A 17,954-nucleotide genomic window follows, 5' to 3' on the forward strand; every position below is an offset into this window, starting at 1 on the left:
ATTAAATCGCTTTCTTATTATTGAATATGGCTATTTACTCAGTATTGCTTTCTTTTTGGAGCATGCATAAAACACCGGGTTGTCCCACAACCCGGTGTCCTGAACTTAAATAAATGGTGTACTTATTTATCTTTACTCCAAAGCCGCAATCTTGCCAGCAAGCTCTTCCCAAACCTGTGGCTGCTCACCGCCCATAAGGGCATGCTCCATGCCACGAGTCGTCTCCAGCATTTGCTCTCGAAGCTGAGCTTTCTGCCACATTTGTTCCTCCTGCATCAGCGTAACGTAAAAAGAAGACATTCGTTCTCGTTGCTGATCCACAACTTCCCCGATTCGCTCGCGTAATATCGGCTCCAGTTTGGTTTGTAGATTCGCACGCCCAGTTCCTTCAAAAAATAGCTTTGGATTTTTAAAGCTATTCCAATAATCCTTCCAATGAATAGACTCCTGCAGGGAAATTTCATTCAGCTCGGGAACAGCCCAGTTTCTGGATTCAGGAATCGTGCAATCTAGTCCTTGCAACTGGTGATTCATGTGTTCTACGCACTGTTGTATAGCTTTGTGCACCAAAATTTGGCCCGTTTTTTCCAACCGGAGTGTGGTTGCCAGTAATTCCTGAGACAGCTCCAGTTCGATTAAACGCATCAGCTCACGACCACAAGATGCAAAAGCCGAACGAAGATCACCTACTCCTTCACGCAGAACAGATGGATGAAAAGCCTCTGCCATAAATTCTCCAGTCCGATAGGATAGCCTTTGACGTACATGATACAGCAATTCATCGGTTTCGCCCGATAACACAGATGCGCCATTGCTGTCAGTCAGGCCTAGGAGCGTATGCTCTAATTCCCCACGGATGCGAGTTAATCGCTCTAATCGGATCTCACGTTCTTCCACGCTATACCGGGCATCGGTTGCATGTTGCTCTATGCGGTTCCGCAGCCGGCCCAGTTCCTGCATAGCAGAAGCAATGGACAAACCTGCCAGCTCTTCGGCTGCGAATGCTGAAAAATCATCCTCAAATGCATCAAAACGTGAAGCTGAACGCAGCGACGCCTCTCCCTGTTCGGCAGCTTCCAACGCCAGCATACTGGAAAGCGGATAAATACGTGGTTTTCGGATTCCATTCGCTTGTATTTGTTCCTGTACATGCCGGGTAACAGAATGCAGTTCTTCTTCAGAAGAAGCCAGATCTGATGCATTAACTATAAAAAACGTCTGATCCAGCGCCAAGGTCTCTTTAACTCGACCTAGTTGGTTCAGGAACTGGCGATCACCTTGCGTAAACGCATGGTTATAATAGGTGACAAATACAAGAGCGTCCGCGTGCTTCATATAGTTGAAAGTCACGCCTGTGTGTCGTGCATTCACAGAATCCGCTCCTGGCGTATCCACTAGCACGATGCCCTGACGGGTCAGAGCGCAATCATAATAAAGGTCGATATGCTCCACAAAGCATGATTTGTGCTCAGACGCAACAAAATCCCGATACTGCTCTAAATCCACCTGAAGCTGTTCTCCCAGCAAGCTTTCAGCTTCTTCCCATCCGGCTGCGGCAGCCTTCAAAAAACTATAATGAGGCCTACCCGCAGGATGGATGCCTTCCGGAGATAAAGCATGAACGGCTTCTTGCCAGCCCGCTGCCGCTGGTTCCCCCAATCCTAATAACCGAAATGAGTATTTAAGATCTTCCCGCAGCGCGTCCACTGATTTCATATGGACGTCAGCCGTGGCATGGCGCTCAGCACTTGCAGGCGCCATTATGCGGTTAATCGCCGCTGTCGTCGGATGCGGCGATACGGGCAACACAGCTTCACCCAGCAAAGCGTTGGCGAAGCTGGATTTTCCAGCGCTGAACGCTCCGAACAGCGCGAGTGTAAACTGCCCGCCCTCCAGCGCAGCGGCGCGGGCATGTAAATCCCGTACCGCCGCTTGCATGGCAGGGTACGGGCTTACCAGGGCAGCGGCAGCCTTCAATCGGGCCGCTGCTGCATCCAGCCGCGTGCGGCGGCCTCCGGCGGCAGGCTGTGCTGCCGCCGTTCCTGCTAGCGGCTGCGCCGATGCGTTGCGCGGGCCAGCGATGGCGGGACGTGCAACGCCCGTTGGTGCCGCAGCTGGCGGGGCAGCAGCGGCGGTGTCGGACGCCGGTGCAGGCGCGTCCGCACGGGGCAAGCCGCCTGGCGCGGAAGCCTGCGGCAGCAAGCTGCGCAGCAGACTGGCGTGCGAAGCCGAGGCCTGCACGCGGGTGCTGTAGCGGCTCGCCGCGTCCGCCTGCGCCAGCAGCGCAGTGCGTGCATCCGCGAGAGCCGCGCAGCGGGCTTCGGCTCGCACTGCAAGCTGAGCCAGCAGCTGGTCTACCAGCGTTAGCGCCTTACGGCGACAATCGGCGGTCACAGCAGCGCGTAGATCCTTGCAATAGTTCAACGTATACTCCGGCGACAACGCATTTTCCTTCACCGTCTGCTCTACCAGTTGCCGGTCCGTCACAGGGCGGATGTCATCCAGCTCCTGCTCCATCGCAGCGGACCACAAACTCTGACTGTCACCCCAAGACCTCAATAGCTCCCGTACATGAGGAAGCAATTGTCCCTCCACCTGATCAGTCAGCATTCCTGTCAGCCGTTCCAAACGGCTTTCCTTTTCTCGTTCAGTCTTTCCTCCTGAAAACCATAGCCCTGTTTTGAAGCCCGGCTTGCGGCTCTCTAAGTATTCGCCTGCGGCTTCACGTAGCTCCGCTGGCGTCAAATGTGCGTGTTCCAGTAAATGATCCAGCTCTTGACGCAGTCGTTTACGCTCCTGCTCCGGAAGCATCTTCCAGTGTTCATCTTCTTGCTGCAAGGTTTTCTGCTCTAAATCCAGGCGCAAAATGGCTTCTTCTCCACCTGCTTCTTTTAACAGTGTGTTCAATTCCTCTTCTTCAGCTGCCTGCACATTCTCCACATGTTGCTCTACCATATGATGCATAGAGGACACTAAACTGTATGCCAAAAGCTCTGTTTTTCGCTCCAGCAATTTCGGAATCAGGTGCGTCAACTGTTTCCACTGGTTCCATGGATGATTCTGCTCCTTCAAGGAAGTAAAAAGGATATCCGTATAATGTACCTGCCAGGCATGGAAGCTGGTCTCCACCTCATTACGATAGCGTGTAAATGAAAGCTCTCGCTCCCGGTGTTTATCGATTTGATTGATGATCAAATATAACGGCTTGCCCCAATCCGACAAACTTTTGGCAAAGGACAAATTATTTTCAGATTGGACATGATTGTAATCCATCACATAAAAAACAATATCTGCCCAATGTAAAGCAGAATGTGTCGCCAGCGCATGTCCGTGGTCTGTGGAATCTACGCCTGGTGTATCCAGCAGCACTCCTCCGCTAGATAATATCGGAACATCCTCCCACACTTGAACCGATTCGTAGGCTCCACCATTTTTACAATACTCAGCAAGCTCGAACAGGGAGGCTTCCATGCTTTCCGGCTCTGGGTTTTCTGCTGATTTGGCTGGATGAATGAGCGCTCTCGGACGTCCATAACGGATGGACACTATATTAGCGCTCGTAGGCACCGGTCCAGACGGCAGCACAGTTTTACCACACAGGCTGTTAATCAAGCTCGATTTACCCGCTGAAAAATGTCCACAAAAGGCAATGGTCAGCTCCTGCGCATATGCTTTTTCCAGCAGATCACCTATCGCCTTCGCTCCCGCTTCATCCCCAGCTTTACGCAATGTATTCTGTATCTGTTCTATCGTATCCAACCACTTTCCCGCATCTCCTGTAATCGTTTGCATCATAAGCTACGGTTCCACTCCTTATCACTTGTCTGCACCAAATAGCTATATTGTAGCATTCCTAAGCCGTTGTGAGAATCATCACATCAAAAAAACTAAACAGCGCTCCCCGCCAGTACCTGGCTTTAGGGAACGCTGTTTTCGTACATGATAATAATAAGTTCATTTTATTCTGTTCAAAACGGATCATTAGAAATAAGTATTTAGGCAACCAAATGCAATTCATCAAAGCCCTCAAAGAGCACTGACGAAGCAAGATATGTATACAACGGGTGAGCCTGCTCATCACGTACATTCACCTTTTAGAACATGGGGAACGCGACACCATAATTCAGGGTCAAAATGTATGCACACTTCATTGGAATGAGGCTCTATCCATATCAGGATGGTCTCCAAGGTTCGTGTATATATGCGCCTTCGGGCTGGTTAAACCAGCCGAGCCGCCTACACCGGAACATGCAACGCATGTCGTCCGCGAATTGAACTTAATTAGCTGCAGTCTCAAGCACTGGCAGCAAAATTTCAAATACTTGACCATGCTGTAAAATCGTAATCCCACGGGATTTGTCCTTCATTACGACCACTTCTGGCTTTTGTGACATACGCTCCAGATAATGTTCAGGTACATCACCGGAATGACTAACTGTGATTCCCTCAAGCTCGCGCTCTTCGTTTTCAGCAAATTCTGTTGTTACAATTTGCTCAAAAATATCAGAGAACGCTTCAAAATTGTCTGTATATACCGAAATGCACTTCATACTCTTCATCCTTTTCTACACATAAATGGTTAAACCCTCTGTTACTCTGTGGGTCTTTAAGCTCTACGTTTCTTATCTTTTCTGATAAGAGACGTTTTCATACGTTTCTTGCCTTCCCTGCACACATCAAGTAACGGACATACCTGACATTGAGGATTTTGAGCTTTACAATGGTAGCGTCCGAAAAAAATAAGCCTGTGGTGGGTCAAAGACCATTCATCCCTAGGTACCCTCTTCATCAGCTTTTTTTCCACCTCAAGCACTGAATCATCCCACCCTGCAAAACCGAGCCGTTTGGAAATACGCTCTACATGCGTATCTACCGCAATAGCTGGTACATTAAAAGCAGTAGATACTACGACGTTAGCCGTCTTACGGCCAACACCGGGTAGCTTAACCAGTTGATCGTGCTCCGAAGGTATCTCTCCCCCGTACTGGTCTATTAAAATACGACAGAGGTTATGAATATGCTTGGCCTTGTTTCGGTACAAGCCGATTCTGCGAATATCCTGCTCCAGTTCCTCAAGAGGAACAGCCAAATAATCCTCAGGTGACTTGTATTTTTGAAACAGGTCTGCCGTTACTTTATTGACCATCTGATCGGAGCATTGAGCAGACAATAACACGGCGATCGTTAATTCAAAAGCATTGTCATGGTTCAACTCACAATGGGCATCCGGAAACATCGTACCGATGGTGTCCAATATATGACGTGCGGTTGCTGCATTCACGGAAATCCTACCTCCTACCAAAAAAAACGTCTTGATACGGGATAGCCCGCATCAAGACGGTCACTCTAAATAATCATCCGGAAAGAAACGAATACTATTTGTGCATGACTGCCTGCATAGGCGAGAAATACACTCCTATATTATCATTATCTGTCACAGATTGCACGTGAAAAGTGTGTAAATCCCCAAGAAATTTTCATACCGTCTGATCGGTTAGCGGCTCATGGGATGATCCAAATCTACATGTCCCATTAAGGACTCTAAAGATTGACCATCTACGAGCAAATCCAACGTTTTGACTTCCTTGAATTGGAACATCGTTTTCTTCAAGGCATCGATAGCCAATTCCTCGCCGCCAGCTCCCAATCGAGCCTCGTCCGGCAGGGAAATATCAAAAGTCAATGCACCGTTATCCAATTTGATCTTATGCACGGAAATTTTCTCGGACCACAACGGGATAAGAGCAGAATCCCCACTCTTTTGCAGAGCTTCAAACGCTTTTTGCAATTTTTCCAGCTCGCTTGGATAGGTAATTTCCTTTTTCTGTTCTTTCAAGCCGTTCTCTTGTGTATCCGTATAGTACACCGTAATTTGCTGTGTTTGTCGATCTCCTGAATTTTCCGTGTCCGTCTTGGTCTTTGTAGGCTCTGTTGACGGAGATGCAGGTGTTTGACTCGCCCCATTATTTTCAGCAGATTGAGCCGACGGTTCAGGGGTCGTCTGTTCAGGTGTACTATTTTGTGCATTCGAAGTCTGTGTTTCCTGAGATGGAGTCGCAGGAGCCGTTGTTTGCTTAGAGGCACACCCTGCACCTGCAATGGCAAACAGTGCCAGCAGACCTGCAATTACGATTTTTTTCTTGTTCATATGTCCCCCTCCTTGCTTGACGTTGACAAGCGATTTGTTGAAGATCTATTTTACGTCGAGATACTCTGTGATTCCATCTGCAATCCCTTGAGCTACCCGGTTTTGAAAATCTTCATCAAACAGTGTGGCTTCCTCTTTTGCATTACTCAGATATCCTACTTCAAGCAATACGGCTGGCATAGTCGTTTCCCGAATTACATGGAAATTGCCATAACGAATGCCTCGGTCTGTCAGACCCGTTGCAGGAGCAAAGTACTTATGCATAACATTAGCGAACGCTTTGCTTGCACTACGCTGGTAATACGTCTCTGTACCGTTGGAAGCTGAGCTACCGCTGCTGTTAGCATGAATGGACACGAACACGTTAGCATTAAGATTTTCAGCTACTTTTACGCGCTGTTTAAGCTCCAAGAATGTATCATCACTGCGTGTCAGCACAACCTCAAGCTTGGGGTTCTGCTTTAATATGCTTTCTACTTTCAGAGCCATAGCTAGGTTGAAGGTCTTTTCATAATTTTTTCTCGAAACACCAACTGCTCCAGAATCTTTTGCTCCATGACCAGCATCAATAACAACGACCTTTTTACCATTGCTGTTAGTTGGTGATGTCTGCGTGTCATCCGGCTGTGAGCCATCTGGTAACGTTGCGTCTGGCGTAGTATTCACAGAATCTTTGGAAGCCAGATCGACGATAACACGATTCGAACCATCATTATATGCGGTATAATTCATGGCATGTTTCAAATCAATAACAACGCGCACCGTTGAAGGTTCCTTTTGGAATAAAGCATAACGGATACCGGACACATCCGCTTCATTCTCAATGTCCAGCGAACCATTTAAGTTGCTATCCAGCTTTTGCTGTTCTCCGAAATTGTCAGCAAACGCAGTCGCTGGCAAATCCACCACTACCCGATCAGGGCCTGCCATCGTAAACGCTTTCGGCTTGACGGCGCTGGCTGTTGTGATGGTTAAACGGTTTTGGCTGAAACTAACTCCCTGCACCTGTGTAACACCTGAGTTCGCATTATTCGTTGGTGCAGTAACACTACCAGTACCTGTACTGTTATTTCCGGACTTGGGAGGTGTGAATTCCCCGTTTCCAGACCCGCTACTGCGGGTATATAATTTTACGGACTTGGAGCTGCTGTCCCATTTTACGTCCAGTCCCATTTGCTCGCCGATAAAACGAAGCGGTACAAGGGCATAATTGGAACGCAGCAGAGGCGAAGCATCCAGACTAATGTCGCTTCCATTGACAGTCGCCGTCTTACTTCCGATTATCATTCGGATCGAGGTACTGTCTTTCTCAATCGTTATGGTTCGCGCCTGCTGCTTCCATGTCACGTCATATCCCAAATTTTCAGAAATTACGCGTAGCGGGACCATTGTACTTCCGCCAATTACTTGTGCCTTAGCACCACTAGGGACACTTAACTGTTGATCGTCGAGATAGATTTGTGTTCCACTCGAAGCCGCATGTCCATAACCCGGAACCGCCCACATGAAGACAAATAATAACAACAAAAAACCAAATTTCTTCATTCGTCACCCTTCCATTCATAATTTTTTTGCCACATGCTCCGGTGCGGCGACCTGATATACGCGCTTATGTAATATCAGACAACCTTATAGACGTTATCTCACACCAAAAGTTGCGAATATATTCCATCATAACAGAAATATACGTGCCAAAGAACTATTTTTGTCGAATTTTGACTAAAAATATAGATCATTCGCTTTCCGTCAAAAGTCACAGCCAAAAAACTAAAAAAGCTACTTTCACCCCCGTGAATTTTCATTAAAAGGTGGAAAGTAGCTTTTATTGTAACCATCCTTAGTTAAGTGATTCAGTTGCTCCTGTGCCTGTTCCAAGATACTCCTTCAACCCATCGACAATACCTTCGGCGATCTTCTCCTGTGTTTCTTCTGTGAACATGGCTGCTTCATTTGATAGATTACTAAGGTAGCCACATTCCAGCAATACAGCGGGCATTTGTGATTTTCTCGTCACCACATGGTTTGCCACCCTGATGCCATTATCCTTAAATCCGGTAGCCGCTACAAGATATTTATGCATCGCCTTTGCCAGTGCCAAACTGTCCTGGCGTGCATAATAGGTTTCAGAGCCATTGGTTTTTCCTTTATCTGAAGCTAGCATACTATTACCATGAATGGATACAAACACGCTTGCCTGTTGACTATTAGCCAGTTGTGGTCGTTCATCCAGCGTGGGATACGTATCTCCATTGCGAGTCAATACGATTTGAATGTCAGGATCATTTTGTAGAAGCTGCTCGACCTTTAACGCTACCGCCAATGTAAATTCCTTCTCATGTCGCCCAGTCACACTACCTGCCCCAGGGTCCTTACCACCATGTCCGGGATCAATGACGACGATTCGCCGTCCTTCGACATTCGTTGGTGTTACCACTACCGGATTCACACTACGCTCACGCAATTGAAGGGTGGTATCGCCTAGGCCATTGGTTGAAAGATCGTAATCACGTGCTTGATTTAAAGCAATGACAATGCGTACGCCCCCATTTTGTCCATCTGTGGGAGCAAATCTAATTTCCTGCACATCCTCACTGTCACTATTCGCCAACGCCCGCGTGCCATCCTTACGAATCGGGAACGGCTGAAGAAAATCATTCGCCAGTGAAGCCCCGGGTAAATCTACAACAATACGATCATTCCCCGTCATTTTGGATACTTTAGGGGTAACATCTTTGTTCAGAGAAATCTTTAACGTTTCACCCTCAAAAGTAATATTTTGTACAAGCAACGCATTTGCTGTGGTCTGTTCTGTATTTTGCTGCTTGGCTGGTGAAGATGCGGCTTCAGTATGCTTGTCTGCTTCAACTGGGTTTATTGTCGTCGCGCTTGCTGAAGACGTTTTATTGGTGCTTGTTGTACTCTGTGTTGACGTTTGCGACGATGGTTGGGATTGAGACTGTTTACTCGCTTGTTGAGTTACAGCCTTTTGACTGAGATTTACGGATTTACTTTTATTATTCCAATCTACTTTTAGCCCCATTTGCTCCCCAACAAAACGCAATGGGACCATGGTCGAGCTGCCCCGAAGCACAGGAGGTGCATCCAGACTAACTGTTTTTCCATTCACATCAGCCGATGTACGGCCTACATACATGGACATATCGGTACTATTTTTTTGAATTGAGATTTTATAGGATTGTGGTTCCCACTTGAATTGATATCCAAGCTGCTCCCCAACCACCCTTAGCGGTACCATGATTTTTCCATTGACCATTTCAGGCTTGGCATCTGCAGGCGCTTCCACCCTTTTGCCATCTAAAAACAAATCTGCTCCAGCCGCATTCGCATGAGGGGAGGACGGCCACAACCAAATCAAGATAGCCGCTAGTATCACCCAACCATATTTCTTCATTCTCATTCCCCTAACTTATATATGTATTTTTTGGTATTTCTCACAGACACAGTCCTTCAACCATTTTACAATTACAATACCATGCTGAGTCGAACCGTCAACCCCTTATTTTCCAATTTATTTTTTGAGCATGATAAAAGCCCGCAGGCAAAAGAATTGCCAGTACGGGCTTTTTGTCTAACAAATGAGCTAGCTATATGACTACATATTGAAACTGAACTGGGAATTAACCCTATGCGCCTTGTTTCGCAGCACGTTTTTGTTCATAAGCCAGAATTTCAGATTCATGCTGGAGTGTCAGGCCAATATCGTCCAAGCCTTGCAGCAGGAACTGGCGGCGATGTTCATCCAAATCGAATTCAATTTTCAGACCATAGTCGTCAGTGATCGTTTTTTCATTCAGGTCTATGTTCAATTGGTAGTTATCATGCTGCGACGTACGCTGGAACAATCCCTCTACTTGCTCTTCAGACAGCTTGATCGGCAATATACCGTTTTTAAAACAGTTATTATAGAAGATATCCGCATAAGACGGAGCAATTACGCAACGAAACCCATAGTCCATAATCGCCCACGGCGCATGCTCACGTGAGGAGCCGCAGCCAAAGTTAGCGCGAGAGATCAGCACAGACGCCCCTGCATAACGAGGCTTGTTCGGTTCAAATTCAGGATTGATATTGCCCGCTTCATCAAACCGCCACTCGTAGAACAGAAACTGTCCAAAGCCCGTACGTTCAATTCGTTTCAAAAACTGCTTAGGAATAATAGCATCTGTATCCACATTCACCCGATCCACAGGTGCTACAATTCCTTTTAATGTTGTGAAAGCTTCCATCGTAATTCCTCCTCTGTATCCTAGCGGACTACTTCTTCCTGCTTGAATTTCCAATCCCGTACATCAACAAAATGTCCATGAATCGCCGCAGCGGCTGCCATTGCTGGAGATACCAGATGAGTCCGTCCTCCGCGTCCCTGACGACCTTCAAAGTTACGATTAGAAGTCGAAGCACAACGCTGTCCCGGTTGCAGTACGTCTGGATTCATCGCAAGACACATACTGCATCCCGCTTCACGCCACTCAAATCCTGCTTCTGTAAAAATGACGTCCAGTCCTTCTTCTTCTGCCTGAATTTTCACACGCCCCGAACCTGGTACGACGATGGCCGTTACTTTGTCAGAAACCTTGTAACCTTTGGCAACCTCAGCGGCTGCACGCAAATCTTCAATCCGCCCATTGGTGCAGGAGCCGATAAACACATAATCAATCGCAATATCCGTGATAGGAGTACCTGGCTTCAAATCCATATATTCAAGCGCTTTTTCAGCTGCTTTACGTTCGTTTTCGGTTGGCAGTTCTGCAGGAATCGGTACGGTTGAGGAAATATCTGTACCCATCCCAGGGCTGGTGCCCCAGGTTACTTGCGGAATCAAAGCATCTACGTCAAACTCCAGCACGACATCAAACTCAGCGCCTTCATCTGTGACAAGCTCTTTCCACTCAGCAACCGCTTGCTCGAAAGCAGCTCCTTGTGCTACATGTTGACGTCCACGCAAGTAGTTGAAGGTGGTTTCGTCCGGTGCAATCATTCCTGCTCTGGCTCCGCCTTCAATGGACATGTTACACACAGTCATGCGCTCTTCCATGCTCAATTCGCGGATAGATTCACCTGTGTACTCAATAACATAACCTGTAGCGAAATCTGTACCGTATTTGGCGATGACACCCAAAATCATGTCCTTTGCTGTCACACCAGGTTTGCGGCGGCCTACAAAGCGAACTTCCATCGTTTTGGCTTTGGCTTGCTGGAGACATTGTGTTGCCATTACGTGCTCAACCTCACTGGTTCCGATACCAAAAGCGAGTGCTCCGAACGCCCCGTGTGTGGAGGTATGACTATCACCGCAAACAATCGTTTTGCCCGGATGAGTCAGACCAAGTTCAGGCCCCATAACGTGAACGACACCTTGATCCACCGTATCCAGATCATACAGTTTGACACCGAAATCACGGCAATTTTGAGTTAATGTATCGATCTGCTGCTTGGAAATCGGGTCCGTAATATTGTAACGGTCCTTAGTCGGCACGTTATGATCCATCGTTGCAAACGTAAGTTCTGGACGACGCACCTGACGTCCGCTAAGACGTAATCCCTCAAACGCCTGCGGCGATGTTACCTCATGTACGAGGTGAAGATCAATGTACAAAATACTCGGCTTTCCAGCTTCCTGATAGATGACATGGTTATCCCAAATTTTCTCGAACATGGTCTTTTTACTCATCATTATTCACCCCTGTGTTTTTCGAACCTAGTGGAGAGAAGCTAACGGCTCTCTCTTGAATGTCAACAATATACCACGGGATGTTTGATTGGTCTAAGATATGATATCTATAGAAGTGATAGGTTAAGGCTATAAGGATGGATAAGGTGGATATAGGCGGTTCTTTGCACTGATTTCTCTATCAGCTCTTAATTAGTAAAAACACTCGACTAAAAATTCGAAGATTAAAAAAAGGGTTATACAAACGGATGAATACAATGAACTCTGTCGCCTTTTCTAAGATACTGCCAGTTATTACATAAGGATTTGTTTGAATATTCATACTGCGAAAGCTGAGTCAATTATATATTCTCAGATAATGTTGACAATATAAGGAATAAACTTGTACAATTAGGAAAATATTTTTTTTGAATTCCATTCTTCGTTGGTAACAAGGATATTGGAAATCGTAATAAGAATCATCTTAGCGATTGCTATAATGGTTCTTTTTTTCCTCTACTTTTGCAAAACTGTTCGTATTTGATTTTGTTAGCTCTTAATAACTATATAAAGAATGAAACGAAATATAGTTATATAATTTGATATAAATTACAGGGAATTAACAACGGAGCAAGAATTTTATGAACATTATCATGATACGTTTTGTTGCAACAAAATAGAAAACCGACTACGAGATTCAGCCGAAGATAACATTCACATCCTAAAAGGGAGTTGGAATGATGAAACAAAATGGAATATCCGTTGAACACTACACTCCAATTTTGATTGTCGGTACGGGGATCTCAGGGCTTACTGCTGCTTATTATTTGTCAAAAAACAATATTAAGTACACGATTGTAACAAAAAAGAATGCACCCAAACAAAGCAATTCCTTTCTTTCAGCAGCAAATACTCGGGTTCCATCAGAGAATGAAATTAATAATATTATTAATCTTACTATTGATAAATGTGGAGCAGATCGATCAGTAATTGAAGCGCTATATAGGAATTCCAACATAATTATAAATTTCTTCGAAGAATTAGGGATTCCTTATGAGAAAACATCCTTTGGTATCATGCCTGAATGTTTGATTAAATCACATGGGGGAAAGAAATTAATCAATTGTTTGTTACAACATATTGAACAACCGATGTGTAATAAAATTTTGATTCATTTGGAAAAGTACGATCAAGGAATTATCGCAATATTTTACGACATACAATCAGATCAATTTATCAGAATATTTACTAATTATTTGGTATTAGCTACGGGAGGATATGCAGGACAATTCTGTTTCAATGATAATTCGCCGGGTTCAACTGGTGAAACGCTTATCTTAGCTAAAAAAATAGGTGCAAGATTAAAGGGAATGTCTACAGTAATGTGTCATCCTTGGTCTATATATAACGGAAGGCAAATTTTATTGGGCGGGGTTGTATCTTTGAGTCAAGGGAAAATAATAGATGAGGATGGAGTTCAATTATTAAAAGATAAGTATATTTGTGATGCAATTGCTCGAGATGATTACCACGAAATGATTGATGAGATTTTAAAATTCCAACTAGAATGCATCAAACAAAAAAAGGACATGTACTTGGATATGAGCCATGCTGATGAAGATGTATTAAATGAAAAATTCAAAAAATATGGATTTAGTCCTAAGGTAGTTAAAAATAAAAGAATTAAAATTACACCAACGATGCACTATTCTTCAGGAGGAATCGAAATCAATGCTAATGCTGAGGCCATAAACTTGAATCGTGTTTTTGCTACTGGAGAAGCTCAATTTAATGGTGATCTTGGTATAGGAAGAATCCCTGGGCAAGCATTCGCATCGGGGATCGTTTTTGGTAAATTAATTGCGGACAAAATAGCTAATGAAGGTATTTTCAATACTCAATATCAAACTTCATTTAAAGATCCACCTAAAACGATGCATCTGTATTCGAAAGAAAATAATGACTTTCCGATTGAAGAGTTTCAGAAAAAGTTGTCAACTCTAATGATGGATTTGATCGCTTCCAATCCACCCGTGGTTTCTCTATCGTTCCTTAGAAAAAAAATACAAGAAAGTCAAAACATCATATTAAGTAGAGCAAGAGGATCAGGAAAACGATACGAGGATATTTTAACTTTGTTTTTTGGATATTTTGTTGCAATGGAAATTATAGAAGATCTTGAAGCAAAGTCAGGCTTGTTGAGTAACCAAAAATAGGATAAGAAGAGTCGCCTTTTTGGCTAATGGAAAGGACCACCCAACCATTCCAAAAAGAGGCGACCCTCATGGATTAGCCTAGGGCCGAACGGCGAACCTTATAGATTCCTCAGCAACTAATGTGACTATGCTTAAAAAATTAAATTCAGCACGCTTTAGTCATTATGACCAAAAGGATAAAAAGCACAGGGCTAAACAGCAATTCGAAAAAATGCCGGTGGAGGTTAAGAATCTTTATAAATGAATTAATTTCAAGATGATTACCAGCAAAATGAACAATGCCAATACAGCAGCTATCGATGTCCAAACTCTTCCGGTGATTCCCTCGTAGTCTCTTTTCATTTCCCCCACACGTAACGCCTCCTTTACTTTAGGGTACTATACTCCATAGGCTATGCGAGGTCTTGGTTAAAGGAAGGGCTTCTTAACAAAAAAAAAGCTCCGCCGACCAATTAAGGTCAGCTGAGCTTTTCGATTTATTTAGAGTATTCACTTACTTCAAATGTAATCTAAATATTGGAATATTTATTTTTTATGGGTATAAGAAGACTATATCGTCTGCTAACCAGTGGCGTCTCCATCCTCATTTCACAATAAATCCCACTTTTGTTCCATCTACATATTTATAACTGATGACTTACCCGTGATCCTGCTCCCCTGTTATCACTTGGACTTATGACACCTCCAAAGTATATTAAATCTTCTTAATACTATATTGCGAGGCGTGTCGAAGTATCATATGTGTTGTCGCAAAACAAAAAAGTCTACCAGTTATAGAGCGGCAGAGATAGACATTATTATTCTAAAAAATTAAATCCTCAATTAAACTTATATTTGAATATATAGACATTAATGTTTAGACATTCCTCTTTAACTTTTGTAAGCTTTCTAAGCAAATAAAACAAAAAGGGGCTTTAACATGAAAAAAATATTTTTTTCTTTACTATCTATCTTTCTATTAACATCAGTGTTTGCAAGTTCTTCTTTTGCTAGCTCAAGTGATGAAACAAACCTAATCCCTATGATGACTTCCAATACAACTCCTTCCGGCATTGCAAGTGCAAGTTCTGCTTGGAGTAATGGTCATCAACCATACAGTGTGTTTGATAGAAACCCTACTGATTATGGTTGGGCAACAACTACAAATTCTAAGACTGGCTGGATTGCTTATGAATTTGAAAATCCTGTAGTTGTCAACAAATATGTATTGACTGCACGTGCATCTAATCTAAACGAATCGCCAAAAGAGTGGACGTTCGAAGGATCGGACGGTGTTTCATGGGTCATTCTCGATACACAAATAAATGTTACTAACTGGAACCAAAAAGAGAGAAAAGAATTTTCATTTACCAATGAAACAAAATATAAAAAATACCGTTTGAATATCACTAGTAATAATGGTAATTCTTTATTTTCACTTGGGGCCTTTGAGATGTACAATAATTTGCCTGTAACACCAACACCAGATCCGTCTACAACACCAGATCCGTCTACAACACCTGGTTCATCTACAACACCTGGTTCGTCTACAACACCAGATCCGTCTACAACACCTGGTTCATCTACAACACCTGGTTCGTCTACAACACCTGGTTCGTCTACAACACCTGGTTCGTCTACAACACCTGGTTCGTCTACAACACCTGGTTCGTCTGATTCAGATGGTTCCTCACAACCAACTGGTGACCGCGCTATTCTGACTGTAACCATGGATAATGGGTTTGACAAAGAATTCGATCTGAGCAAAAAAGAATTGAATGCTTTCATCGCTTGGTATGACGCAAAGGATGCTGGTAGAGGTTCTTCATTCTTTGCCATTGATAAGCACAATAACAACAAAGGACCATTCAGCAGCCGTAAGGAATATGTAATATTCAACAAAATACTCACCTTTGAAGCAAGCGAGTATCCAACTAAATAAACAAAAGAAGGACTCTTTCGCGGCTACAAACCGTTGGAGTCCTTTTTTCATCTACTCTAAATTCAAACTGCTCTATAATAAAGAAGACTCCACAGGCCAATTAAGAGATTAATTCCCTTACTGTAAAAGCATTACTTTAGATTTATTCATCATAAAAACATTGGTAAATCACGTTAATAAGGATAAGTGACTTGGGTGATTCTGTAAATACTTATATGTATGGTTCATGCTGATCACCTCAAGATAGTTATTCGGTGAATTGTGTGGTAATTCATACACTGAAGAAAGCTCTGCTAACCTTATGGTCGGCAGAGCTTTCTTTTGCTTTAGAATCCCCCAATTTGTACAAGGGTCTGAATAAGCTGATCATGATTGTGAGCAGGTACGGTTATAAAAAACAAAAAGCTACTCGCAACGATTAACAATGCCATTTTTTTCAACATTACTTAACCACACCTTTTCAATTAGATTGGAGAACTCTGTTTTGATTTCAGGAGTCGCATGGACTTGGAAACGCATAAACAGACCAATACAATTTATAAAGTAAGTTTCATTACTTATTATATGTGACTTTACCATTGCATACATCAAGTATTTAAAGCCATCACTGTATTTCACCCGATGTAAATAATAATGAGCCATTTCGTAACCAAACCATGCGAAATAGTCCGGTATTACTTGTTGGGTATATATATCAGATGATGTTGGGAGTTCAGCAAATGAATTAATATTCGTTTCAAAACGTGAAAGGATATCATCCACATCTATTTCATATCGGTTAGCCGCTATCATAACGTTTAACAGCTTTGAGAGTTTCTCATTTTCGTTAACGGTTGATGTTGCTGCTATATATTCAACATAGTCTGGCAGCACGCTAACATCTCCAGACAGGAGCTTATTAACGTACGTGTTACCTTCTGCCCACTGACTGAACAAGTTTACCCAGTGTTGAGTATCTTCGTCAGTCTCTTTGACCCAATCCAAATCCGCATAGGCGTATGTATACTGTAGAGCTTGTTGATAATCGCCTTGGGCTTCACAAACACTAGCACACAACAAATCGGCGTAAGCAATGTATCCAAATAACGGCCCTCTGGTTTCCTTTTCATGCTCGCTGTTCTTTCGATTCTTCTGTTGATGTTTTATGGAATATTGTACTTCCGCTTTCCCTCTCATTTGCCCTGCCATTTCCTCAACCTTGTCCCACTTGCGCAAAGACCTGTACACGTTCGCCAAATCCTTCAATGCGTCAAGTTGGTCCATTTCATCCAGACGTTCAATGTAAGGCTCGAACAACGTAGCTGCCTCGAGATTACGACTTTGATCGTCACCAACCTGAATCGTGAACATTCGATATTGACAGATCGCCAATCGTTCAGAATGTTGGTACTTCTCCGTTTCAGCTACACCCTTATAGAACAGCAGCGCAGCATCATGTCGTCCCTGTGCTATTAGCACTTCTGCCATATCAAATAATTTAGGCGAATAGAGTAGGTTGTCCATAATGGTTCCCACCACTCGACGGATCGCATCCAGCTTGTCCAATTCCGCACAACGATACAAAAATGGCTCTATTCGTCTCATATTCGGGGGGGGTGTCGATGATGTAGTTTTCTATAAATAGGTCGTAAAAGTAGCCTTCTGGTAAACCCATAGCTTCGGTAATGCGATCTATCTGGTTAACAGACATAGATTTATTGCCTGACACTATGCTACTTACTATCCCCCTATTCATGCCTGCTATATGCCCAAACTCCATCATACTCAAACCTTCTTGTTTTAGATATTGTTCCAATTCCGCTCTAATCGTGGGTGTAATTTCCATGGATAAACCACCCTCCATACAGAAGTACCAATATTTATATATTATTGCATTCTATTGTTGTCCATAATTTAACAGTTGTCAATAATTTTTATTGATTTGCAACACTTACATTGATCTGACTGTACAAAAGTACGGAGGGTTACTTGCTGAGATGGACTATAAAAATCCGCTGA

11 protein-coding genes and 1 pseudogene are annotated in these 17,954 nt (G+C 43.7%); 2 read left to right on the plus strand and 10 right to left on the minus strand.

Features of this window, described 5'->3' with window-relative positions; translation table 11 throughout:
- Window positions 1–132: 132 nt before the first annotated feature.
- The 8 genes from KAI36_RS14925 to leuC all read right to left on the minus strand — a co-directional run bounded on the left by KAI36_RS14925 (window position 133) and on the right by leuC (window position 11,840).
- Window positions 133–3,795: a dynamin family protein gene (locus KAI36_RS14925; protein WP_220025286.1), complete on the minus strand. Its 3,663-nt coding sequence runs from the start codon at window positions 3,793–3,795 to the stop codon at window positions 133–135.
- A 482-nt stretch (window positions 3,796–4,277) separates the two neighbouring features.
- On the minus strand, window positions 4,278–4,550 hold the full coding sequence (locus tag KAI36_RS14930; protein ID WP_013310628.1) for a hypothetical protein: 273 nt from the start codon (window positions 4,548–4,550) through the stop codon (window positions 4,278–4,280).
- A 56-nt stretch (window positions 4,551–4,606) separates the two neighbouring features.
- Complete coding sequence (gene nth / locus KAI36_RS14935) at window positions 4,607–5,281, minus strand: endonuclease III (protein ID WP_220025287.1); 675 nt, start codon at window positions 5,279–5,281, stop codon at window positions 4,607–4,609.
- A 213-nt stretch (window positions 5,282–5,494) separates the two neighbouring features.
- Window positions 5,495–6,148 (minus strand): GerMN domain-containing protein, encoded by a 654-nt coding sequence (locus KAI36_RS14940; RefSeq protein WP_220025288.1) that lies wholly within the window; start codon window positions 6,146–6,148, stop codon window positions 5,495–5,497.
- A gap of 45 nt (window positions 6,149–6,193) precedes the next feature.
- Complete coding sequence (locus KAI36_RS14945; protein ID WP_023989083.1) at window positions 6,194–7,693, minus strand: N-acetylmuramoyl-L-alanine amidase family protein; 1,500 nt, start codon at window positions 7,691–7,693, stop codon at window positions 6,194–6,196.
- 292 nt (window positions 7,694–7,985) lie between these two features.
- A complete protein-coding gene (locus KAI36_RS14950) occupies window positions 7,986–9,560 on the minus strand; it encodes an N-acetylmuramoyl-L-alanine amidase (RefSeq protein ID WP_220025289.1) in 1,575 nt (524 codons plus the stop codon).
- A 232-nt stretch (window positions 9,561–9,792) separates the two neighbouring features.
- Window positions 9,793–10,395 carry a 3-isopropylmalate dehydratase small subunit gene (gene leuD, locus KAI36_RS14955; protein ID WP_220025290.1) on the minus strand — a complete coding sequence of 201 codons (603 nt, stop codon included), beginning with the start codon at window positions 10,393–10,395 and terminating at the stop codon, window positions 9,793–9,795.
- A gap of 20 nt (window positions 10,396–10,415) precedes the next feature.
- On the minus strand, window positions 10,416–11,840 hold the full coding sequence (gene leuC / locus KAI36_RS14960) for a 3-isopropylmalate dehydratase large subunit (RefSeq protein WP_220028135.1): 1,425 nt from the start codon (window positions 11,838–11,840) through the stop codon (window positions 10,416–10,418).
- A 716-nt stretch (window positions 11,841–12,556) separates the two neighbouring features.
- Between leuC and KAI36_RS14965 the strand changes: the two genes are divergently transcribed.
- Window positions 12,557–14,035 (plus strand): FAD-dependent oxidoreductase, encoded by a 1,479-nt coding sequence (locus KAI36_RS14965; protein WP_258382177.1) that lies wholly within the window; start codon window positions 12,557–12,559, stop codon window positions 14,033–14,035.
- A 234-nt stretch (window positions 14,036–14,269) separates the two neighbouring features.
- On the opposite strand, the gene KAI36_RS14970 is transcribed toward KAI36_RS14965, so the two are convergent.
- Window positions 14,270–14,377 carry a sporulation protein YjcZ gene (locus KAI36_RS14970; protein ID WP_196233322.1) on the minus strand — a complete coding sequence of 36 codons (108 nt, stop codon included), beginning with the start codon at window positions 14,375–14,377 and terminating at the stop codon, window positions 14,270–14,272.
- 577 nt (window positions 14,378–14,954) lie between these two features.
- On the opposite strand from KAI36_RS14970, the gene KAI36_RS14975 reads away from it, so the two are divergent.
- On the plus strand, window positions 14,955–15,956 hold the full coding sequence (locus KAI36_RS14975) for a discoidin domain-containing protein (protein WP_220025291.1): 1,002 nt from the start codon (window positions 14,955–14,957) through the stop codon (window positions 15,954–15,956).
- Between the two features lie 405 nt (window positions 15,957–16,361).
- Here the strand turns inward: KAI36_RS14975 and KAI36_RS14980 are convergent.
- Window positions 16,362–17,781 (minus strand): annotated as a pseudogene (locus KAI36_RS14980) (transcriptional regulator).
- Between the last annotated feature and the right edge of the window lie 173 nt (window positions 17,782–17,954).

Source organism: Paenibacillus sp. S02 (assembly GCF_019454065.1).
In the GTDB taxonomy this organism is placed as follows: Bacteria; Bacillota; Bacilli; order Paenibacillales; family Paenibacillaceae; genus Paenibacillus; species Paenibacillus polymyxa_B.